21 protein-coding genes and 3 tRNA genes are annotated in these 20,485 nt (G+C 48.3%); 23 read left to right on the top strand and 1 reads right to left on the bottom strand.

The features are described 5' to 3' along the window. Window positions 1–13: 13 nt before the first annotated feature. The 6 genes from ASG16_RS24550 (at window position 14) to ASG16_RS24525 (ending at window position 5,986) form a co-directional block, all read left to right on the top strand. Window positions 14–850 (top strand): energy-coupling factor transporter transmembrane component T family protein, encoded by an 837-nt coding sequence (locus ASG16_RS24550; RefSeq protein WP_048032728.1) that lies wholly within the window; start codon window positions 14–16, stop codon window positions 848–850. 66 nt (window positions 851–916) lie between these two features. After that, the gene (locus tag ASG16_RS24545; protein WP_056493023.1) at window positions 917–1,474 is read left to right on the top strand and encodes an ECF transporter S component; all 558 of its coding nucleotides are present in this window, start codon (window positions 917–919) and stop codon (window positions 1,472–1,474) included. Continuing rightward, entirely contained in the window at window positions 1,474–2,436 is a 963-nt protein-coding gene (locus ASG16_RS24540) for a P1 family peptidase (RefSeq protein ID WP_056493026.1), read from the top strand. The genes ASG16_RS24545 and ASG16_RS24540 overlap by 1 nt, the downstream gene beginning before the upstream one ends. 37 nt (window positions 2,437–2,473) lie before the next feature. Then, complete coding sequence (locus ASG16_RS24535) at window positions 2,474–3,691, top strand: M20 family metallopeptidase (RefSeq protein WP_056493028.1); 1,218 nt, start codon at window positions 2,474–2,476, stop codon at window positions 3,689–3,691. 143 nt (window positions 3,692–3,834) lie between these two features. Next, window positions 3,835–5,622 carry a M3 family oligoendopeptidase gene (locus tag ASG16_RS24530; RefSeq protein WP_056493032.1) on the top strand — a complete coding sequence of 596 codons (1,788 nt, stop codon included), beginning with the start codon at window positions 3,835–3,837 and terminating at the stop codon, window positions 5,620–5,622. Between the two features lie 121 nt (window positions 5,623–5,743). After that, window positions 5,744–5,986 carry a hypothetical protein gene (locus ASG16_RS24525; RefSeq protein WP_007722993.1) on the top strand — a complete coding sequence of 81 codons (243 nt, stop codon included), beginning with the start codon at window positions 5,744–5,746 and terminating at the stop codon, window positions 5,984–5,986. 79 nt (window positions 5,987–6,065) lie between these two features. Here the strand turns inward: ASG16_RS24525 and ASG16_RS24520 are convergent, their stop codons facing one another. Next, on the bottom strand, window positions 6,066–6,974 hold the full coding sequence (locus ASG16_RS24520) for a C40 family peptidase (protein ID WP_056493035.1): 909 nt from the start codon (window positions 6,972–6,974) through the stop codon (window positions 6,066–6,068). 176 nt (window positions 6,975–7,150) lie between these two features. On the opposite strand from ASG16_RS24520, the gene ASG16_RS24515 reads away from it, so the two are divergent. From ASG16_RS24515 to ASG16_RS24435, 17 genes are all read left to right on the top strand, one after another. Then, window positions 7,151–7,227, top strand: a tRNA-Asp gene (locus ASG16_RS24515). Window positions 7,228–7,270: 43 nt separating this feature from the next. Beyond that, window positions 7,271–7,346: transfer RNA gene (locus ASG16_RS24510), tRNA-Thr, on the top strand. 7 nt (window positions 7,347–7,353) lie between these two features. Continuing rightward, window positions 7,354–7,440, top strand: a tRNA-Leu gene (locus ASG16_RS24505). Window positions 7,441–7,622: 182 nt separating this feature from the next. Next, window positions 7,623–8,669, top strand: a complete 1,047-nt coding sequence (locus ASG16_RS24500) for an NAD(P)/FAD-dependent oxidoreductase (RefSeq protein WP_056493038.1) — start codon at window positions 7,623–7,625, stop codon at window positions 8,667–8,669. A 138-nt stretch (window positions 8,670–8,807) separates the two neighbouring features. After that, entirely contained in the window at window positions 8,808–9,437 is a 630-nt protein-coding gene (locus tag ASG16_RS24495) for a VanW family protein (RefSeq protein WP_056493041.1), read from the top strand. A gap of 134 nt (window positions 9,438–9,571) precedes the next feature. Next, a complete protein-coding gene (locus ASG16_RS24490; protein WP_056493351.1) occupies window positions 9,572–10,120 on the top strand; it encodes a hypothetical protein in 549 nt (182 codons plus the stop codon). A gap of 58 nt (window positions 10,121–10,178) precedes the next feature. Beyond that, the gene (locus ASG16_RS24485) at window positions 10,179–10,805 is read left to right on the top strand and encodes a fumarylacetoacetate hydrolase family protein (protein WP_056493044.1); all 627 of its coding nucleotides are present in this window, start codon (window positions 10,179–10,181) and stop codon (window positions 10,803–10,805) included. Window positions 10,806–11,106: 301 nt separating this feature from the next. Continuing rightward, window positions 11,107–12,009: a C40 family peptidase gene (locus ASG16_RS24480; RefSeq protein ID WP_056493047.1), complete on the top strand. Its 903-nt coding sequence runs from the start codon at window positions 11,107–11,109 to the stop codon at window positions 12,007–12,009. A gap of 204 nt (window positions 12,010–12,213) precedes the next feature. After that, window positions 12,214–12,819, top strand: coding sequence for a TetR/AcrR family transcriptional regulator (locus tag ASG16_RS24475; RefSeq protein ID WP_056493050.1), 606 nt, complete (start codon window positions 12,214–12,216; stop codon window positions 12,817–12,819). 32 nt (window positions 12,820–12,851) lie between these two features. Then, on the top strand, window positions 12,852–14,378 hold the full coding sequence (locus ASG16_RS24470) for an o-succinylbenzoate--CoA ligase (RefSeq protein ID WP_056493053.1): 1,527 nt from the start codon (window positions 12,852–12,854) through the stop codon (window positions 14,376–14,378). 10 nt (window positions 14,379–14,388) lie between these two features. Next, window positions 14,389–14,805 carry a MaoC family dehydratase gene (locus tag ASG16_RS24465; RefSeq protein ID WP_056493056.1) on the top strand — a complete coding sequence of 139 codons (417 nt, stop codon included), beginning with the start codon at window positions 14,389–14,391 and terminating at the stop codon, window positions 14,803–14,805. Further along, on the top strand, window positions 14,802–15,848 hold the full coding sequence (locus tag ASG16_RS24460; RefSeq protein ID WP_056493060.1) for a 3-oxoacyl-ACP synthase: 1,047 nt from the start codon (window positions 14,802–14,804) through the stop codon (window positions 15,846–15,848). The genes ASG16_RS24465 and ASG16_RS24460 overlap by 4 nt, the downstream gene beginning before the upstream one ends. A gap of 67 nt (window positions 15,849–15,915) precedes the next feature. Beyond that, complete coding sequence (locus ASG16_RS24455) at window positions 15,916–17,082, top strand: substrate-binding domain-containing protein (RefSeq protein ID WP_370444417.1); 1,167 nt, start codon at window positions 15,916–15,918, stop codon at window positions 17,080–17,082. Window positions 17,083–17,094: 12 nt separating this feature from the next. Beyond that, window positions 17,095–17,865 carry an ABC transporter ATP-binding protein gene (locus tag ASG16_RS24450; protein WP_056493063.1) on the top strand — a complete coding sequence of 257 codons (771 nt, stop codon included), beginning with the start codon at window positions 17,095–17,097 and terminating at the stop codon, window positions 17,863–17,865. Then, window positions 17,849–18,550 (top strand): ABC transporter ATP-binding protein, encoded by a 702-nt coding sequence (locus ASG16_RS24445; protein WP_048032743.1) that lies wholly within the window; start codon window positions 17,849–17,851, stop codon window positions 18,548–18,550. The genes ASG16_RS24450 and ASG16_RS24445 overlap by 17 nt, the downstream gene beginning before the upstream one ends. A gap of 27 nt (window positions 18,551–18,577) precedes the next feature. Beyond that, window positions 18,578–19,438 carry a branched-chain amino acid ABC transporter permease gene (locus ASG16_RS24440; RefSeq protein WP_056493067.1) on the top strand — a complete coding sequence of 287 codons (861 nt, stop codon included), beginning with the start codon at window positions 18,578–18,580 and terminating at the stop codon, window positions 19,436–19,438. Window positions 19,439–19,445: 7 nt separating this feature from the next. Beyond that, on the top strand, window positions 19,446–20,444 hold the full coding sequence (locus ASG16_RS24435; RefSeq protein ID WP_056493072.1) for a branched-chain amino acid ABC transporter permease: 999 nt from the start codon (window positions 19,446–19,448) through the stop codon (window positions 20,442–20,444). The last annotated feature ends 41 nt before the right edge of the window (window positions 20,445–20,485 follow it).

The following is a 20,485-nucleotide window of genomic DNA, read 5'->3' as shown; positions in this document are numbered from 1 at the left end:
GGAGGGGGTCCACATGTCAGCAGAATTTGAATTGACGCGCAATATTACCATCGGTCAATATTTACCCACTGCTTCGGTCGTTCATCGTCTCGATCCTCGTTTCAAGCTCGGTGCCTTCGTCATTCTCATCCTAGCCATTGCCATCTGCGATACATACGTGGGTAATCTGTTTGCTCTAGCCATTTGTATCTGGATGTTTCAAATCTCGAAAATCCCCCTGCATTACGGCATATCCGGGATCAAGCCGGCTATCCCCTTTATCATTATTTTGGCGATCATGCAGTTGCTTTTTTACGGGGAGGTTGTCAATGGCGGAACCGTTTATTTGAAATACGGCTTCATTACGATCACGAGTGAGAGTGTGCGCCTCGTCATTGTGTCTGCTATGCGCTTTGTAGAAGTGATCTTCTTATCAAGTGTCCTTACGCTCAGCACTTCAACGACGGAACTCACGCACGGCATGGAGCGACTACTGGGGCCTTTGGAAAAAGTAAAGTTTCCCGTTCACGCGTTTGCATTGATCATTACGATTGCTGTGCGCTTTGTACCTACCTTCGCGATGGAAATGGAAAAAATGATGAAAGCACAAGCATCCCGTGGTGCAGATTTTGGTACAGGAGAATGGTGGCGGATCATCCAGCGAACAAAAGATATGTTTCCCATCATCATCCCGCTGTTTAATGTGGCACTCTCCAGAGCAGAAGATTTGATTTTGGCAATGGAAGCCAGATGCTACACACCAGGTGCCGCACGGACCAGATACACCCAATACAAGGCAGTAGGCAAGGATTACGTCGCGCTGATCGCAAGCATAGTCATTTCTGCCGTCATGCTCGCCATACCTTGGTAAGGGAGACTAGCGGGAACTCGCCCGAATAGGGCATTCCACATAAAACTCGTAAAAGGAGGAGTATGCATGGAAAAAGGCTTGACCGTTCGCAAGATTGTCATTGCAGGCGTTCTGGGCGCGATAGCGATTTTGCTCGGGGTGACACGTCTCGGCTACATTCCGGTTCCGACAGCAGCGGGCAATGCCACTATTATGCACATCCCGGCTGTTATCGGGGGCATAATGGAGGGCTGGGGCGTTGGTATGATCATTGGCCTTATATTTGGAGTCTCTTCTTTCTTAAATGCCACCGTCCCGCTGTTTAAAGACCCTCTTGTCGCCATCCTGCCACGGTTGTTCATCGGTGTGACTGCGTACTTGACCTATGTTGGTTTGAAAAACGTCAATCAGTACTTGGCGATTGGTGCCGCTGGCTTTATTGGGGCGATGACAAACACGATTTTGGTACTGGGCATGGCCGTTATTCGAGGATACATGACGCTTGGTGTAGCGACAACAGTCGCAATCACGAGCGGTTTGCCAGAAGCAATTGTTTCTGTCATTGTTACATTGGCTGTCGTTGCGGCATGGAAGAAATTGGGCTCAGCGGGCAGACAAAAATCGAAAATTTCAGGAGACTTATAATGACCGGAACGATTGTTGACGTACCCGGCGTTCTCGTCGGGCATGCACAAAACGAAAAAACATTAACGGGATGCAGTGTGATTATGCTGGAAAAGCCGTCTGTCTGCGGCGTGGATGTCCGGGGTTCTGCCCCGGGCACCCGCGAGACGGACCTTTTGGACCCTATCAATCTGGTGAGTGTCGTCCATGCGATTTGCCTCTCAGGTGGCAGTGCATACGGTTTGGATGCTGCTACAGGTGTCATGCAGTATTTGGAGGAACAAGGCATCGGGCTAGATGTTGGCTATGGCGTCGTTCCTATCGTTCCAGCAGCAGTCTTGTTCGACCTGGCTGTAGGCGACTATCGGGTTCGTCCGGATCGTCATATGGGCTATGAGGCAGCACAGGCGGCAAGCCGTGAGACAGTAGCACAAGGAAACGTCGGAGCTGGTACAGGTGCGTCAGTAGGCAAGCTGAATGGATTTGCGAATGCGATGAAGAGCGGGTTGGGCACAGCTTCCGCGATTTTACCCAATGGACTTGTCATAGGCGCAATCGTCGCTGTAAATGCGGTCGGTCATGTCGCAGATCCGCAGTCAGGGACGATCCTAGCTGGGCCGAGAGATGAACAGGGAACCATTCGGGATAGCATGGAGATGATGCGCCAGCAAGCCTTTTCTCCGATCCCACCAGGTACGAACACGACGATTGCCGTAGTCGCGAGCAATGCCCGCTTGTCAAAAGCAGAAGCAAAAAAAGTAGCGCAAATGGCTCATGACGGGCTTGCCCGTACGATCCGTCCGATTCACACTATGTACGATGGTGATACGATCTTTGCAGTAGCAACAGGCGAAGTAGAGGCGAGTGTAGACCTGGTGGGTGCGTTGTCCGCAGATGTGCTGGCAGAAGCCGTTATCCAAGCGGTTAAGCACGCAGAGGAAGCAGGGGGACTGCCATCTTATCGCAGTTACTTCCAGGAATAGGTGTAACATAATTGGATGCAGAGGAGAGGATTGTCGGATGAATCAGGTAATATCCTTTGTTGACGAGCAGGAAGTTGTGCGCCTAACGCAGGAGCTAGTTAGAATTCCGAGTGTGTTTCGCCCTGATCAGGCAGGAGCGAATGAAGAGCGGGTCGCGCTATTTGTCGCCGAGTATCTTCGCAATATGGGTTTGCAGGTCTTCTATGAAGAGGTTGTTCCGGGCAGACCGAATGTCATCGCTTTTTACGATTCGGGCAGGCCTGGCAAAACGCTTTTGTTCGAAGCCCATACAGATGTTGTAACAGAAGGGGACCGGGATGCTTGGAGCTACGATCCTTTTGGCGGGACAATATCTGGTGGACGTATCTACGGGCGTGGCTCCTGTGACACAAAAGGAAATCTGGCTGCCGCGATATGTGCCGTCAAAGCTATCCAACGATCCAAACAGTCTTTTACAGGCAAAATCCTCCTGTGCATCCCTTGTGATGAGGAGAGCATGATGATCGGGATCAAAGATTTCATCCGTCGCGGCTGGGCCAACAATGTCGATGCGGCGATCATCTGTGAACCGGAAGAAAATCAGCTCTGCATCACGCAAAAAGGAGCGATGCGAGCCATCCTTCGTACGTTTGGCAAAATGGCGCATGGTGCCATGCCACTGACGGGAATCAATCCGAACACAAGGATGGCACGCGCTATAGTTGCATTAGAGGAGCTGGAGCGCAAGGAAATGGCTCGCCTGGGAGAGCACCCGATGTTGGGGTGGCCGAGTATTACTCCGACTATTTTGCAGGCACCGGTCAAAGGAGACGCCCAAATTAACGTAGTGCCGGATCAATGCATGACTACACTTGACATTCGCACGGTACCCGGGCAGGACCACCAAGAGCTGTACAAAGAAATCAGTGCGATATTAGAAGGATTAAGCAAAGAAGATGACAAGTTCAAAGCCACCTTGGAAGTCATCGAAGAGCGTCCTTGGACGTTGACTGGCATTAAGGAAGAAGTCGTGACCGCTGTCGCGAGCGCCTATCGGGAAATCACGAAAAAAGAACCCGTATATAATGGCGTTCCAGGAGCGACAGATGGAACCTTCCTGCACAAGGCAGGTATTCCAATTTTGACGACAGGCGCAGGCGATCGCCACATCCCTCATCATGCAGATGAGTACGTAACAATTGACCAATTGGTAGAATCCACCCAGCTTTTTGCCTTGTCTGCATTAACGTTTTTGACGCAGCCAGTAAGAGCTTGATCGCCTACAAAAGAACTCTGCTTAAGCTAGCGGCAGAGTCTTTTTATTCTCGCAAAAGAAGTTTTCTTAGTAAAAACTTGCAGAATCCATCTAAATTTTTTTACAATAGGCTTGTTACATAAGCGAAAAGGAGGCGCGTGCCCATGAATATGCGCTGGAAATTGGATGTCTTGTATTCCTCGTTTGATGCACCAGAATGGAAACAAGATTGGGAGAAGTTCGTACGGGAAACAGAAGAGATCAAAAGCTGGGCAGCGCAAAACTTGCAATCTTCAGAAGATGCAGTAGCGAAGATGGAGACATACATCACGATGATGACCTCCGTTCTGCAAACGCAATTCCGCTTGTACGCCTACGGAGAGCTGACTGCTAGCGTAGATGCCAAGAATGAAGTAGCCCTGCTCGCGATTGAAAAAGTACAGAATCAGGCTGTGGAACTAGTTGAACCAGGCGTGCAATTCCAAAAATGGCTAGGATCGTTGAGCAACCTGGACCAGTTGATTAGCCAATCGGAGCTGTTAGAAACACATCGCTTTATGTTGACAGAAATGTCAGACAAGAGCAAATACATGTTGAGCGAAAAAGAAGAAATCGTCCTGGCAAAAATGAAAAATACAGGGTCAAATGCATGGACAAAGCTCCATGAAATGTTGACTTCCACTTTGCTGGTAGACATTACAGTCGATGGGGAGCACAAGCAGCTTCCATTGCCAGTGGTGCGGAACATGGCGAACGAAAAAGATCCGCAGCTTCGCAAAACGGCATACGAGGCGGAGCTTGTCGCTTACAAAAAAATCGTTGAAGCCGCTGCTGCCAGCTTGAATGGAATTAAGGGCGAGGTTATTACCGTAGCGAAGCTCAGAGGCTATGAATCGCCGCTGGATAAGACGTTACAAGACTCCCGCATGGACCGCGAGACGCTCGAAGCGATGCTTCAGGCGATGCGTGAGAGCCTGCCATCCTTCCATCAATACTTCCGTACAAAGGCGAGGCTGCTCGGTCATGAGAGTGCTCAGTTGCCGTTTTATGATTTGTTTGCGCCAGTGGGCGAGGCAGACATGCGGTTCTCGTATGAGGAATCCCGCGACTTCATCGTGAAGCACTTTGGTAGCTTTAGCGAAAAGCTCGCCAACTATGCAGCACGAGCATATGACAATCAGTGGATTGATGGTGAGATTCGTGAAGGCAAGCGTGGAGGGGCATTCTGCTACAACCTGCACATCGTAGGGGAGAGCAGAATCATGTCCAACTACACTGGTAGCTACAGCGATGTGAGCACAATGGCACATGAATTGGGACATGGCTATCACGGAGAATGTCTCGTAAACGAAGCATTCTTGAATAGCGAATACCCGATGCCAATCGCCGAAACCGCGTCCATTTTGTGTGAAACCATCATTGCCAATGCAGCGCTTGAACAGGCGACCTCCGAGGAAGCATTTGCGATTTTGGAAAATGATATTAGTGGAGCAAGTCAGGTGATCGTCGATATTTATAGCCGTTACTTGTTCGAGACGGCTGTATTTGAGCGCAGAACAGAAGGTGCCTTGTCTGTTTCCACATTGAACGAACTAATGCTGCAAGCGCAAAAGGACGCTTACGGGGATGGTTTGGACCCGGCAGCCCTACACCCGTACATGTGGGTATGTAAACCGCACTATTATAGCGCGGATTACAATTTCTACAACTTCCCGTATGCTTTTGGGCTTCTGTTCGCGAAAGGATTGTACGCAGAGTATCTCAAGCGCGGGGAAGCTTTTGTTGAGCAGTACGACAAGCTCTTGTCTGTAACAGGCAAAATGAGTGTGGCAGATGTAGCAGCCATTATGGATGTTGATGTACGCTCAGTCGATTTCTGGCGGAATTCACTCTCTTTGGTTGCAAAAGATATCGACAAGTTCGTTGAGCTCGCGTCTGCACGACTGAACTAATATAAAAGGAACGTCCGCTATGTTGTTAGCGGACGTTTTTTATTCATGATGCAAAGCGTTTTTGTACGCATAGGGAACGGAGGGGAAGGAGAAAGTAAGAAAAAACAGATGAGGTGATTACGTGGTAAACGGATTGCAGTTACTCGACCTATTACGGGAAACGGAGAACAAGATGCTGCATTTACATAGAGCCATAGACAGAGTAAGCAGCGAGCCGGATTTCAAGGAATCTGTCAGTGTTCTTACTGTAGTCGTTCGTGATTATCAGCTTCAGCTCGACAAAATGAAGCAAGCGTTGGGCAAAATCGAAATCGGGGGGCAACAACAACAGCAACAGCAGGCCCATAATACCGAAATACATTAAGCAAACAGAAACACAAACAGCCCTCGAACTGCTGTAAAGGCAGAGAGGGCTGTTTGTTTGCTTTTATGTGTAGGAAAGCTTACTGGAAATTAGCGTAACGCTTCACTCCGTAAAACGGGTAGAGCTTATGCATGTATTCTACTTTGCCATAGCGAACATCTTCGCCATTCGCATGTACGATTGCTCCATTACCCAGATAGATCGCTACGTGGGACACGCGTCCTTTTCCAAGCGCATCGTAGAACAAGAGGTCACCAGGTTGTGCTTGATCCAGTGATACTTCTTGACCGCCACGGAATTGATCTTCAGAAGTGCGCGGAAGTGTAACCCCAAGCTGTTCAAAAACGTATGAAGTAAAGCCACTACAATCAAAGCCATTCGGAGTAGTTCCGCCTAAGACGTATGGTGTATTGAGCAATGGCTCAAAAATTTCCTTCATACGACCCAGATCTTCTTCATTTATCTCGGCAGGCAGCGAAACGGTAGAAGTGAGGTTTGGACTTAGGAACTCTGTAGCAACGTATGCTTCACGATCTTCGAATTCAATTTTCGTCCATTCACTACCCGTTTCTACGACTTCTACAATGGAACCGATTCTTAGCTTGCCTAATACTTTTGCGTCAGTCGAAGGCTTTTTACGCACATTCAGCACATCACCAGTGACACGGGCTTTTTCACCAGCGGTTAGTTCTTTCGACTCACTGGTAGCGTTGTCATTCTGATCGACAGCTACATCAGAAGGAAGGTCAGTCGCAATGGAGCCAGAAGTGCTTGCACCATGAATTGACAAAGTTTGTCCAATTGACAATCTATCATCGTTCAGTTGGTTCCATTGAATGATTTGATCCACCGTTACTTGATGCTCGCGAGCGATCTTGCTCAGCGTATCACCTGCTGATACCACATATGCCGATGAGGATGCATGGGCAGCAGTAGGCAGCAGAGTGAAGAGCGCGAGGAAGGTGAGTAGCCTTGAAGTCTTTTTCATGTCATCGTCTCCACCAATCTACTAAAATCTGCATATCTAGCTAAAATTCTAGCGGATTTTGCTTGGTAAATCTATGAAAAAAATAATCTTTATTTTATTTTTTAAAAACTATTGCATCAAGAGATAGGAACGTGCTATATTACAGAAGTCGCTGCAAGCAGGAGACAAAACCACATGGAGCTGTGGTGAAGTTGGAGTTCACGCCGGTCTGTCACACCGGAGGTCGCGGGTTCGAGTCCCGTCAGCTCCGCCATTCTTTCACTAGAATGTGCGAATTACATAGTTTCTCGTAATGTGCCGGTATAGCTCAATTGGTAGAGCACCTGACTTGTAATCAGGGGGTTGTGGGTTCAAGTCCTATTGCCGGCACCATTTTTATGCGGTCGTGGCGGAATTGGCAGACGCGCTAGATTCAGGTTCTAGTGGTGGCAACACCGTGGAGGTTCAAGTCCTCTCGACCGCACCATATGGTAGACAACAGGTTCGTAAATTGGCTGATGAAGCTAATTACGAGCCTTTTTTTATTTTTTCTTGAATATTGAATCCTCCTCCATTTTCCATTACAATCACAATGTGATAATGAATCTCATTTTCAATAATGTTATTGATGATTCATAAACAAACATGAGAGACGGTGGAGGGGTAGTTGTGGCAAAACAGTTGGAGCTGTTTGATGTAACCATTATTGGCGGTGGCCCTGCGGGGATGTACGCTGCCTTTTATAGCGGAATGCGCGATATGAAGACGAAACTCATTGAAGCGAAAGAAGAGCTCGGTGGACGAATGTTGATCTATCCAGAAAAAATGATCTGGGATGTGGGCGGTGTACCCCCACAACTATGTGAAAAGCTGGTTGCCAATCTGGTGGAGCAAGCAAAGACATTTGATCCCACCATCGTGCTAGGCGAGGCGATTATTGGACTGGAGCCACAAGAAGATGGCACGTACATACTCGTTGCAAAATCGGGGAGACGACATTGGACTCGCACGATCATATTGGCTTTGGGCCGAGGCATTTTGAAAATGGCAAAGCTGGAGATCGAGGGAGCCGAGCGCTACGAGGTGACAAATCTTCATTATACGGTGCAGGAATTGGAGCCATTCCGTGGGAAGCACGTCCTCATCTCAGGGGGCGGGGACTCCGCGGTCGATTGGGCAAACGAACTGGTGCAAATCGCAGCGTCCGTAACTGTCGTGCATCGCCGTGATGTATTTGGTGGACATGAGCGGAATGTAAAGCGCATGAAAGAGTCATCTGCGATCGTTCGCACCCCATATGCGGTCACGCAATTGCAAAGCTCAGACAAAGAAACGATCGATAAAGTGACGATACGTCATTTGGAGACAGACGAGACAGAGCAAATCGATGTAGACGCCATCATCGTCAATCACGGATTGAAGGCCGATTTCACCGGGATAAAAGAGTGGGGCTTGGACATGGATGAGTGGAACGTGTTTGTCAGTCCTCGTCTGGCAACGAATCTGCCAGGGATTTTTGCGGCGGGAGATTTTGCGAGCTTTGACAGCAAAATTACGCTGATCGCGGGAGCATTCACAGATGCTGCTGTGGCTGTAAACAGTGCCAAATTACACATAGACCCGGTAGCAGATCGGATGGCCTATGTTTCTTCCCATAACCAGCGCTTTAAAGAAAAGAACAAAGCTCTTGGGGTTATCGATGAGGACGACGAGTAGAACTGCTGTAGGCCAAAAAGCCCAACATTTGCAGGTTGATTGTCGCTTTTCCCATACGTTACATTGTTAGTGGCAAGGTGTAATAACAATGACAGGCTATATATAAATCGATCAACAAATGTGGGAGAGGAAGTAGAAATGAAGAAAGTTCGGCAGTGGCCGATCACGATAGCGACAGTGGCACTTGTGTTCTCACTAGGTATGAACTACGCGCCTGAGCATGCAATGGCGTTACAAGTAGACCCGTTATCTCCTGCTATCGACTTGCAGGAAAAGTTACAGGAAAAGTATGTGGAGAAGATGGACCTCAAGGAAGAGGAGGTTCTCGGGTTTTATTACTCTTCGATGAAAAACAGCACAGATGCGCGTAAACATAACATCAAGCAAGCACTGAGCAAGATTCATAATGAAAAAATCAAGCCGCAACAGGTGTTTTCTTTCAATGAAATAGTGGGAAATTCGAATTTGTCTGAGGATGGTTGGCAAAAGGCCGGTGTTATTCAGAATGGCCAGCTCGCTGATGACTATGGAGGCGGGATTTGTCAGGTTTCCAGCACGCTTTACAATGCCGCTGCTGAAGCGGGGATGATCATGGTGGAACGGCATAACCACAGCAAATCAGTGGGATACGTACCTCTGGGTCAAGATGCCACAGTAGCCTATGGTTATAAGGATTTTAAATTCACCAACTTGTATGATTTCCCTGTGAAAATCAAGGCAAAATCATACGATGACGAACATGTTGTGATTGCGATCATACGTGCGTAGCTTAGCAGGAATAAAGGGGGCATCCTATGGATGAACCCCGTTTTTTTCGGCATTTCGTCAGGAAAAAAATGGATGGCTGTTTCGTTTTGAGTCATGCATTCCTGACCATACTGTATGGAGAGGGAGGTGCCGTGATGTTCGTTCAGGTGACAGGTGATTCACACAATCAAGAGGTTCTCGTCATGGGAGAACGGTTAGATCGCCAGCAGGACGGTTACTATCTTTTGCCTGGGAGACTCGTCCACGCATTGAAGCCACAGGATTTGCCGGTAGGAATCCCGTTCAAGCTCTCAGGTGCGCTGCCCTCTGGCTACGGCTTTTATCGGGAGGACTCTGTTATTTTTCGCAGGACGAATGATACTCCCTCCCTGTGGATTGATGTGACTTCTACATATATGGTAGCTGAATGGGATGGTTTGTTCTCGGTAGAAGCGACGGTTGAAGCCAGAAAGCATGTTGTGGAACAACAGCAGCAGTTTGCGTTTGTTCTCTCCGAAGCGACAGAGCAGCAAGTGATGTTCCATTACGAATTTTCCTGGAGCTCTGAGCAAGAGATGGACCTGGAGAGTGCATTGGAATCTATTTGTGATACCGTGATTGAAGTAGAAGCACGAGGAAATGCCCGTCTTTGGCCTGGCTATCGAAACTACTGTGTGGAAGAGGACGAACAAGACAAGCTGTAATACGCCGTGCAGCCATGATATAGTGAAAAAAGAGACAGCCACCAAAGGAGAGGACAAAATGGAGTCAGTCAAAAATATTTACTGTATCGGGCGTAACTATCGATTGCATGCAGCGGAGTTGGGGAACGATGTGCCAACCAAGCCAATGATCTTTGATAAGCCAACACATGCGCTTGCAATGGCAAATGGCGAGGCGATTGAGCTTCCGGCATCTCGTGGAGAGCTCCATTATGAGGCGGAGCTTGTGATTCACATCGCGAGACCGTATGAGGCTGGGGTTACACTAGACGAGATGATTGACAAAATAGCACTCGGAATCGACTTTACTTTGCGGGATGTTCAGAGCGAGCTGAAGAAAGCAGGGCATCCATGGTTGTTGGCAAAAGGGTTTAAAAATTCAGCAATTTTGACGCCGTTTCATCCTTTCCCTGGTATCCATGAGCTGCACCAAACGGATTTTTCCTTGCTGAAAAATGGAGAGCAAGTGCAACGCGGCAATCTGCGTGATGTGATATTTGATTTGCAAACCATTATGGCCTATATTTCTGAAAATCTAGGTCTGAATCAAGGGGATATCATTTACACGGGTACGCCAGCGGGGGTAGGCCCTGTTACGGATGGAGATGTCCTGACTCTCAAGTGGGGAGAAGAGACTTGGGGACAGTTTACGGCGAACATGAAATAGGTACAAATGGAGAACCATCTTCTGACAGAAACATGCAGAAGATGGTTTTTGTTTTGAGTTCGGGCCAGCAATATAGCGGGTTTTTGCGAAGAAAATCATCTTTGATACCGTTTTGTAACTTTTATGGTTCCATGGAACTAAGAAGTAGCAACCGCCTACATTACACCTTGTTTTCTGACTAGTCCCATGCTACCAATTCCATCATTGGAAAATTTTACGGTCTTATCCTCCTGTTTCCTCCTGCGCTATTCTGTCCATGTACCCAAGACGGGTGCCACAACATGACATGGAGGAAAAGAAAGTGACGAAACGAGATTGGGTAATGAAGTCAACAGTAGCAGTCATGCTGAGTACGTCCCTGTTAATGGGTGGTCAAGCTGGAGTAGTGGCCGCTAAGACACAAGATTCAAAACAGTCTGAGGTTGCAAATATTGCTACTTCTTTGATTGGGAAGGATTACGAGTACAAAGCAAAGGGACCGAAGCAATTCGGATCAGCGGAGCTGGCTACGTATGCTTACAAACAAGTAGGGATTTCCATCGGGAGCACAATCTCTAGCCTGTACAAGACTGGGACGAAAGTATCCGAAAAAAGCGTGGCGCCAGGAGATTTGGTGTTCTTCGCATCTAGCGGAAGCGGCAGCCCAACCTTTATGGGAATATACATAGGCAGTGATCAATTCGTGTATTCTTCGAAAGGGGAAGACGAAGTAGTTGTAAAAAAATATTCGGAGTACAGCAACAAATTTGTAGGGGCTCGTCGTGTTATTGATAGCAATTCCTCAGAGAATACGCCTAGCAAGCCAGAAAAGCCGGTAAGCAATATTGCCGACCAAGTCATTAAAAATGGCGAAAAGTATATGGGCACAAAATACAAATACGGGTCTAGCAGCAGTACGACCAAAACATTCGATTGCTCTTCCTTTACACAACGCGTGTTTAAAGAAGCGGGCATTACATTGCCGCGCGATTCCCGCCAGCAATCTACTGTGGGGAAATCTGTTTCCAAGAGCAATCTGCAAAAAGGTGATCTGATCTTCATGAAGGCATCGGTAACCAGTTCTTCTGATCGAATTACACACGTAGCTATTTATGCAGGGGATGGGAAAATCCTGCACACGTACGGTAGTCCTGGTGTGACTTATTCCAAGTACGATGGTACGAACTGGGAAAAGCGCACAGTTAAAATCAAGCGCGTCATTTAAGCAGCAAATCCATTTCAGCTCTCGTGCATTCGCATGGGAGCTTTTGTAATATATATGACGTTTGTTCACCCAGATCGTTTCGCGTCAATTTCTGCCAATAGGGTAAGGGAATCATACCGATTTCCGTTCGCTGAAAATGAACATCGAGAAATATGTTGTAATATTTCGAATTGTACATATAATAAAAACTGAGAGGTGATTCAGGTGTCAGAAAATACTCTACCTACCCCTGTTTTAACCAAGAAAGGACAGGAGACCCGCAAAAAAATACTGGATGCCGCAGAGCATGTGTTTGGTGAGCTGGGCTATTATGATGCGTCCATCGTCTTGATCACACAGCATGCACAGGTGTCCCAAGGAACGTTTTACAATTATTTTGAGTCAAAGAAAGCGATTTATGATGAATTGATCAGGCAGCTCAGCAGAGAGCTTCGCTCAACGATCAAAGAAGCGATCATGGGTGCGACCACACAAGAAGAGAATTTGCGCCTGGGATTTCTGGCCTTTTTTCGTTGGATTAAACATCATCGCAACATGTACAGCATTATTCAACAGGCTGCCCTCGTCGATCAGGAGCTGTATCGCTGGTATTACGCCAAATTGGCAGCGGGGTACGTACGAAGTCTGAAGAACGCCATGAACGAAGGTGCGTTTCGGGAGATGGATCATGAGACGCTAGCTTATTGCCTCATGTCGATCGGACAATTCATCGGGATGCGTTGGGTTTACTGGGAAAATGAAGACGTACCGGAAGAGGTGTTAGAAACGGCCATGTCGATGATTATGAAAGGGATTGCTGCCAAGCCGTAACCGATCCATTTTATAGCAAAGGAGTAGAGTTCATGCACGGAATTGCTTATTGGATTGAAAAGCGAGCCCGAATCACTCCGACGCGGATCGCAGTGATTGCCAACGATCAATCACTTACGTATCAGCAAATGAATGAGCAGATCCAACGTCTTGCCAACTATTTACGACATGAGCTACAGGTCAAAAAGGGAGACAGGATCGGCATTTTGTCCCAGAACAGTTTGGAGTATGTGCTCTTGCTGTTTGCCATCGCCAAACTCGGTGCGATTGCCGTCCCCTTTAATATCCGCTTGACCCCTGCCGAATTAGACTATCAGTTTGAGGATAGTGGTATCCGCGTGTTATGTGCCCAGCCCGAGTTTGGTGCCACCGTTGAGCTGATTAAGGCGAAAGCCAGTGTTGAGCACATGATATGGCTGGAACCGGGAGAGCTCCCTTGTAGCCAGGATGGCCCGAGTGAGTCATCCCAGAACAGTAGGACCGAGGCAGATGACGGCAGTGGAGATGATCCATACATCATTTGCTATACATCAGGAACGACAGGTAAGCCCAAGGGAGCGGTGCTCACCCAAGAAAATATGTTTTGGAACGCCGTACACAATGTAGCCGCGCTTGATCTCACCTCAGAAGACTGCTCGATTGTCTTGTTGCCACTCTTTCATATCGGGGGAATCGGACTGTTTGCCTTCCCAACATGGCTTGCTGGCGGTCGCGTCGTTATCGCCGGGAAGTTCGACCCTGATAAAGCGATTCAATTAATGGAAACACACCGAGTCACCATCGTGATGGGTGTGCCCGCCATTCATGAAGCCATTCGTCAAAGTCCCGTATTTGCTACCACATCATTCGATTCCGTCCGTTGGTTTTACAACGGCGGCGCTCCATGCCCCATGGAACTCATCCAGCACTTTCAGGAGCGAGGCCTCCCTTTTGGACAAGGATACGGCCTGACAGAAACATCACCCACCGTGTTTATGATTGCGAAGGAAGATGCAAAAAGAAAAGCCGGTTCAATCGGAAAGCCCGTTATGTTTTGTGAAGTCCGCCTGATCTCGGATGACGGAAAAGACGTGGGTCAGGGCGAAATCGGAGAACTGCTCGTCAAAGGTCCGAATGTGATGAAAGAATACTGGAACAGACCAGAAGAAACAGCCAAGACCATCCGGGATGGCTGGCTGTACACAGGGGATTTGGCGCGTTTTGATGAAGAAGGGTTCGCCTATATCGTAGGTAGGCGCAAAGATATGATTATCTCAGGCGGGGAGAACATTTATCCGTTGGAGCTGGAGCAGGTCATCAGCGAGCTGGATGGCGTTCAGGAAGCCGCAGTCGTCGGTATACCCGATGAAAAATGGGGAGAGGTCGCGAAGGCGTTTATCGTGCCCAAATCAGGTGCAGTCATCACAGAAGCACACATCAAAGCACATTGTGAGCAAAGACTGGCGAAGTATAAAATCCCGAAGTCATTCGTGTTTTTAACCGAGCTGCCACGCAATGCAACAGGGAAAATCATCAAGCAAGCATTGACCAGATTGAAGAGCGATTCCATTACGCAATGAGGTGATTCACATGGCGAGATTTGCAATAGGAGAGCAAGCATCTTTTAGCAGAACGATTACGGAAACAGATATCGTCCTATTTGCGGGAATGAGTGGGGATTACAATCCGGTGCACATCGACCAACAGTACGCAAAAGACACGCGGTTTGGACAGCGTATCTCACATGGACTGTTGACGGCGAGTATGTTGTCCAGATTGCTCGGGATGCAGTTGCCTGGCATCGGTTCCATTTACAAGGAGCAAACCATTCAGTTTACGGCTCCGGTATTAATTGGAGACACGATCACTGCGACCGCCACCGTGTTGGAATATCAGGAAGAGCGGGGTATAATCCGCTTGCTTACGGAATGTGTGAATCAACATAGAAAAGTAGTTCTGACTGGAACAGCGACGATGCTCGTACCGAGGGAAGGAGCGAAAGTATGAATCATCTTGATGCAAATACGATTCACGAGCAGACCATCGGAGTGGAAGCGACGTCCGTATTTTTTCCAGAGGGAGTAGAAACCGCTGAGCGATTGGCTGAAAAGACAGGAATCCCTACACGAGTTATTATCGAAAAATTCGGTCTTTATCAAAAGCATGTCGCAGATGATACCCTTCATGCATCAGACCTCGCTGTGCTCGCTGCCCAACAGCTAACCGAATCGGTGATCGATCCATCTGAGATTGACGTGATTATTTACTTCGGCAGTCCGCACAAAGATTACTATGTATGGTCCAGCGCACCGAAGATTACATACGAACTTAAAGCGACAAACGCATACGGCTTCGAGATGATGAACGTCAGCTCGTGCTTTCCAATCGCCTTGAAGGTTGCCAAAGATATGCTGACGGCAGATGCATCGATTGAAAACATCTTGCTGGTTGCTGGCTGTAAAGAATCACAAATCGTCGATTACGACAATCCTCGCTCACGCTTCATGTTTAATTTTGCAGATGGGGGGACAGCGGCTCTCGTAAAGCGTGGTGCGACAAAGAGCAAAATTCTCCACAGTTGTGTCATTACCGATGGTTCTTTCCACGATGATATAAGGGTTCCTGCAGGCGGCTCGAGGCACCAACCTAGTCATGAAACGGTGGAAAACAGACTCCACTACATCGATGTACCGAATCCGGTCGATATGAAAGAACGACTTGATCCCATCTCGATACCGAACTTTGTCCATGTAGTAGAGCAGGCATTGGCAAAAAGCAACCGTTCCTTGCAGGATTTGAAGCTGCTGCTTCCTTTGCACACAAAGCGTTCGATGTTCTTGGAGCTGTTGGAACGTTTGCAACTTAGCGAGGAGCAGGCTGTCTATCTCGATCATTACGGGCATTTGTCTGCACTCGACCCGTGTATTGGACTACATGTCGCACAGCAAGAGGGACGTCTGGCTCCAGGGGATATTGTCGTAGCTGTCAGTGCTGGAACTGGCTATACGTGGGCTGCAACGGTACTGGAATGGTTAGCCGAATCGCAATGAACATTTTGACTCTTGAGGAGGAACGGACGTGAAAAAAAGAGGATGGAAAATGTTGCTCCCGCTAGCGATGTCAGTCGTGCTTGTTGTTGGTTGCAGTCAAAATGAAAGCGCTTCATCTGGTAGTAATACGATCAAGGTAGGCGTACTCGCTTCCCTTACGGGGCCATTGGAGAGCTACGGTAAGCAGACGGCAAGGGGTTTTGAGCTCGGACTCGATTATGCAACAGAGGGCAAGCGAGAGATCGCTGGCAAAAAGATCGAGTTTGTCGTGGAAGATACGGAGACGAAGCCGGATGTTGCCGTCCAAAAAGCGACGAAGCTTTTGGAGACGGACAAGGTAGATTTTCTCGTAGGCTCCTCGAGTTCAGGCGATACGCTAGCTGTCCTTCCCCTGGCAGAGGAGTACAAAAAAGTCATGGTTGTAGAACCGGCTGTAGCAGATAGTATCACCGGGAAAAACTGGAACAAATACATTTTCCGCACAGGTCGAAATTCTTCGCAGGACGCAGTTGCTGGTGCTGCGGCGATTGCTTCCAAAGGAACGAAGATCGCGACGATGGCCCAAGACAGCGCCTACGGTCGAGAAGGGATCGAAGCCTTTAAGACCGCGGCTGAAAAATTAGGGGCTGTCATCATCGAAGAGCAATACGTGGACACGAACACGACTGATTTTACAGCCAACATCCAAAAAATCATCAGCGCCAAACCCGAATATGTGTTCATCACGTGGGCAGGCTCGAACTCCCCGTGGAAACAGCTTCAAGATATGCAAGTTCAGCAAAAAGGCATCAAGGTATCTACGGGAGCACCTGATATCGCTGCCTTGAAAACGATGGAGGCAATGATCGGGATGGAAGGTTTCTCGGTGTATTACCATTCGCTTCCGAAAACGAAAATGAACGACTGGCTCATCGATGAACACAAGAAGCGTTTTCATGGCGAGATTCCAGATTTATTTACGGCAGGTGGGATGACGGCAGCCGTAGCGATTGTGGAAGCACTGAAAAAGACCAACGCCGATACAAATTCGGAAAAGCTGATTGCTACGATGGAGGGCATGACCTTTGATACGCCGAAGGGCCAGATGCAGTTCCGGGCGGAGGATCATCAGGCACTGCAAACGTTGTATGCGATCAAATTGGAGAAAAAAGACGGAGTCGATCATCCTGTGCCTGTACTCGTCCGGGAAATGACGATGGATGAGACAGCACCACCTGTCAGGAACCAGAAGTAGAGGAGGTGTGTGATGGGTTACTTGTTGGAAACGGTTGACCTCAGCGTAGCATTCGGGGAGCAAACAGTCATAAACAAGGTCTCGCTACGAATACCGAAGCAGCGATTTACGTCGATCATCGGACCAAATGGAGCAGGAAAGACGACATTGTTTAACTTGTTAAGTGGGCAGCTTATTCCATCGCAAGGAACGATCAAGTACAAGGGGCAAGATATTACACACTTGCCCCCAGCAGCACGAGCGAGATTGGGTATTGGCCGTTCGTTTCAATTGACAAACCTATTTCCCAAGCTAACGGTGCGGGAAAATATTCGATTAGCAGTGCAAGCGGCACAGGGCGTTCGGTTTCGTCTATGGATTTCCAAGCCAGATCAGATGCGACAGGCTGAGGAAGTCGAGCGATTGCTGCATCTGGTATTGCTGGAAAAAAAGGCGGATGTGCTGGCAAGCCTACTGGCGCATGGGGAGAAACGAAAGCTGGAGCTAGCCATGCTCCTTGGACTGCGTCCGGATGTTCTCTTACTCGACGAACCGACGGCAGGGATTTCGTTGGAGGAAGTCCCCGCTGTATTGAAGGTGATCGAATCGATTAAGGAAAGTCATTCGTGCACGATCATCCTAATTGAACACAAGATGGACATGGTCAAATCACTCTCCGATCACATGGTCGTTCTATTTCATGGAGAGCTATTGGCTGAGGGGACACCGACTGACATGATGCGAAATGAACAGGTGCAGTCTGCCTACTTGGGAGGGTTGTATAAGCATGATGCTGCAACTTGATCAGATCGAAACGTACCTCGACCAGTTTCACATCTTGCAGGGTGTCTCGCTATCCGTGCAAGCAGGCAGTATTACCGTGTTGTTTGGTCGAAACGGAGCGGGCAAAACAACGACGCTTCGTTCCATCATGGGGCTAGCCCCGATCCGTCATGGCCAAATCCGCTATCTAGGAGAAGAAATCGGACATCTGCCGACCTATTCCATTGCGCGTAAGGGGATTGGCTATGTGCCCGAGAATCAAGGGATTTTTCATGATTTTACGGTAGAAGAGACGTTCCGGCTTGCCATGCAAAAGAATGACGACGAACAAAAAGAAAAGCTCGCGTGGATGCTGGATCTATTTCCTGACCTGCGTCACTACTGGAAAAAGAAAAGTGGGCACTTAAGCGGTGGTCAAAAGCAAATGCTGGCGATTGCACGAGCTTATGTGAACAGCAACGGACTCTTGTTAATTGACGAGCCGAGTAAGGGACTGGCGCCCATCATGGTTGAAAAGCTCATGTTCCACATCGATTCGATGAAGCAGAAAACGACCGTGCTTTTAGTTGAGCAAAACTTTATGATGGCGAGCATGATCGGCGAGCAGTACTACTTGATGGATGAAGGGAAAATTGTCCGCGGTGGCGCGATGCAGGAGTTGAAGGATGATGCAGATACAAGACAAAAGTATTTGGGCATTGCCTGAGCGCATAACAGGGAGGGGGAAGATGAAATGGATGTCGCGACTAATTTGCTTGTAAATGGACTGGCGACAGGCACACTCATTTTCTTGCTCGCTTCCGGGCTCACGTTGATCTTTGGCTTAATGAGTGTATTGAACTTTGCTCACGGTGGTTTGTTTGCCTGGGGAGCTTTTGCTGGTGTATGGCTTTTCGGATTGACGGATAGCTTTCTTCTGGCCATCGTAGGGGCTGTTGTCATCGGGATGCTGCTTGGCTTCGTGTTAGAGCGCGTGCTGATCCGTCCCGTGTACGGTGATCACATTCAGCAACTGCTTGTAACATTGGGCGGGATGCTCGTAATAAGTGAACTGCTCAAGGTATTTTGGAGCCCCAATCCCATTCGGGCGATATTACCAGATTATTTGCAAGGGAGCATCGAACTTGGCGACATCATATTGATCACATATCGCTTGTTCGTCATCGCAGTGGGAATAGTTGTGTACGTCGGGTTGCACCTGTTATTGACGCGAACCAGACTAGGCTTAATCGTCCGAGCGGGCGTCATCGATAAGGAAATGGTGCAGGCACTTGGCATCAATATTAAACGAGTGTTTACTTTCGTCTTTTTGCTGGGGGCAGGCATGGCCGCGCTCGGAGGAAGTCTGCTGGCACCGTATTCGGGGGTTATTTTTGCGGAAATGGGTATGCAGTATGCGATTCTGGCATTCATTGTCGTCATTGTCGGAGGGATGGGAAGCGTTCAAGGCTCTATGATTGCGGCGCTTTTAGTAGGGGTGCTTGGCTCGTTTATGGCTTACTTCGTTCCAGAGCTTTCACTGGCAGTGAATATGCTGCTGATGCTGGCAGTGCTGCTTATCAAACCATCCGGCCTGTTTGGAGCGAAGGGGTGATCATGCGTTGACTACATCCGGATTGTTGAACCATCGCTTTATTGTTTTTGTCTTTCTATCCTTGGCGCTTTTGCCGTTTCTTTCTGACTCGCGAAGCATGTACATCTTGTTCACCCAAATCTTTATCTTTGCGATTTTTGCGATGAGCTTTGATTTGTTGCTCGGCTATACGGGGATCGTCTCGTTCGGACACTGTATGTTTTTCGGAATAGGTGCGTACTCTGTATCTTTATTCCTGAAAAATTTTGAGGCGACGATCAGTTATTTCTTGCTTGGCGTACTCGTTGCTATCGTGCTCTCCGGTATTCTCAGCTATGTGATCGGGATGCTGTCCTTGCGATTGAAAAGTCATTTTTATGCGATGCTGACCTTGGCGATTTCCCAACTGCTATTCGTGTTGGCAGAAAAATGGCGCTCGCTGACGATGGGTGGCGATGGCTTCACCTTCCCGGTGCCTGAGCTATTTCGTGATCGTTTGTCCTTTTACTATGTATGCCTGATCCTAATGGTCATGCTGTTCGTCATCTTACGGGCGTTTACGCGCTCTCCACTCGGCAAAGTATTGAAAGCAATCGGTCAAAATGAACAACGCGCGGAAGCATTAGGCTATCAAATTCTTCATTATAAGGTAATCGTCAGCATTGTCGCTGGAGTGGTTGCTGCAATTAGTGGAGGCTTGTACGCGGTCATGCTGCGATTCGTAAACACGCAAGTATTTTCGATTGAAACGACGCTGGATGCGCTGTTAATGAGCATGATCGGTGGGCTGGGAACGCTATTTGGCTCTATTTTGGGGTCGGGGATCGTGGAGCTGGCGCATCACGGGCTGACTGAGTTGGCGAAGCTTCACCCCATATTCGAGAGATGGGTCATCTTCCTTGGCTTGCTGTATATTTTGGTCGTGCTCTGCTTTCCGAGCGGAATTGTCGGCAGCTTTCAAGAGTGGAGGGAAAAAAGAAAACAGCGTTCTGGGAAGGCTGCAACGATCACGGAGCAAGTAGAATGACAGGAATAAAGAAGGGAGGTCAACCCCATGCAAAAGGTTGG

Source organism: Brevibacillus sp. Leaf182 (assembly GCF_001423865.2).
Classification (GTDB): Bacteria; Bacillota; Bacilli; order Brevibacillales; family Brevibacillaceae; genus Brevibacillus; species Brevibacillus brevis_C.
Note: the sequence above shows the minus strand (reverse complement) of the source record. Positions and strands in the feature narration are given on the sequence as shown.

Coding starts and splice junctions, on each gene's coding strand:
- ASG16_RS24470 (WP_056493053.1), top strand. CDS start 12,852: ATGCACGGAATTGCTTATTGGATTGAAAAGCGAGCCCGAATCACTCCG.
- ASG16_RS24490 (WP_056493351.1), top strand. CDS start 9,572: ATGTTCGTTCAGGTGACAGGTGATTCACACAATCAAGAGGTTCTCGTC.
- ASG16_RS24440 (WP_056493067.1), top strand. CDS start 18,578: ATGGATGTCGCGACTAATTTGCTTGTAAATGGACTGGCGACAGGCACA.
- ASG16_RS24540 (WP_056493026.1), top strand. CDS start 1,474: ATGACCGGAACGATTGTTGACGTACCCGGCGTTCTCGTCGGGCATGCA.
- ASG16_RS24460 (WP_056493060.1), top strand. CDS start 14,802: ATGAATCATCTTGATGCAAATACGATTCACGAGCAGACCATCGGAGTG.
- ASG16_RS24530 (WP_056493032.1), top strand. CDS start 3,835: ATGAATATGCGCTGGAAATTGGATGTCTTGTATTCCTCGTTTGATGCA.
- ASG16_RS24550 (WP_048032728.1), top strand. CDS start 14: ATGTCAGCAGAATTTGAATTGACGCGCAATATTACCATCGGTCAATAT.
- ASG16_RS24445 (WP_048032743.1), top strand. CDS start 17,849: ATGATGCTGCAACTTGATCAGATCGAAACGTACCTCGACCAGTTTCAC.
- ASG16_RS24520 (WP_056493035.1), bottom strand. CDS start 6,974: ATGAAAAAGACTTCAAGGCTACTCACCTTCCTCGCGCTCTTCACTCTG.
- ASG16_RS24545 (WP_056493023.1), top strand. CDS start 917: ATGGAAAAAGGCTTGACCGTTCGCAAGATTGTCATTGCAGGCGTTCTG.
- ASG16_RS24455 (WP_370444417.1), top strand. CDS start 15,916: ATGTCAGTCGTGCTTGTTGTTGGTTGCAGTCAAAATGAAAGCGCTTCA.
- ASG16_RS24465 (WP_056493056.1), top strand. CDS start 14,389: ATGGCGAGATTTGCAATAGGAGAGCAAGCATCTTTTAGCAGAACGATT.
- ASG16_RS24495 (WP_056493041.1), top strand. CDS start 8,808: ATGAAGAAAGTTCGGCAGTGGCCGATCACGATAGCGACAGTGGCACTT.
- ASG16_RS24535 (WP_056493028.1), top strand. CDS start 2,474: ATGAATCAGGTAATATCCTTTGTTGACGAGCAGGAAGTTGTGCGCCTA.
- ASG16_RS24485 (WP_056493044.1), top strand. CDS start 10,179: ATGGAGTCAGTCAAAAATATTTACTGTATCGGGCGTAACTATCGATTG.
- ASG16_RS24450 (WP_056493063.1), top strand. CDS start 17,095: ATGGGTTACTTGTTGGAAACGGTTGACCTCAGCGTAGCATTCGGGGAG.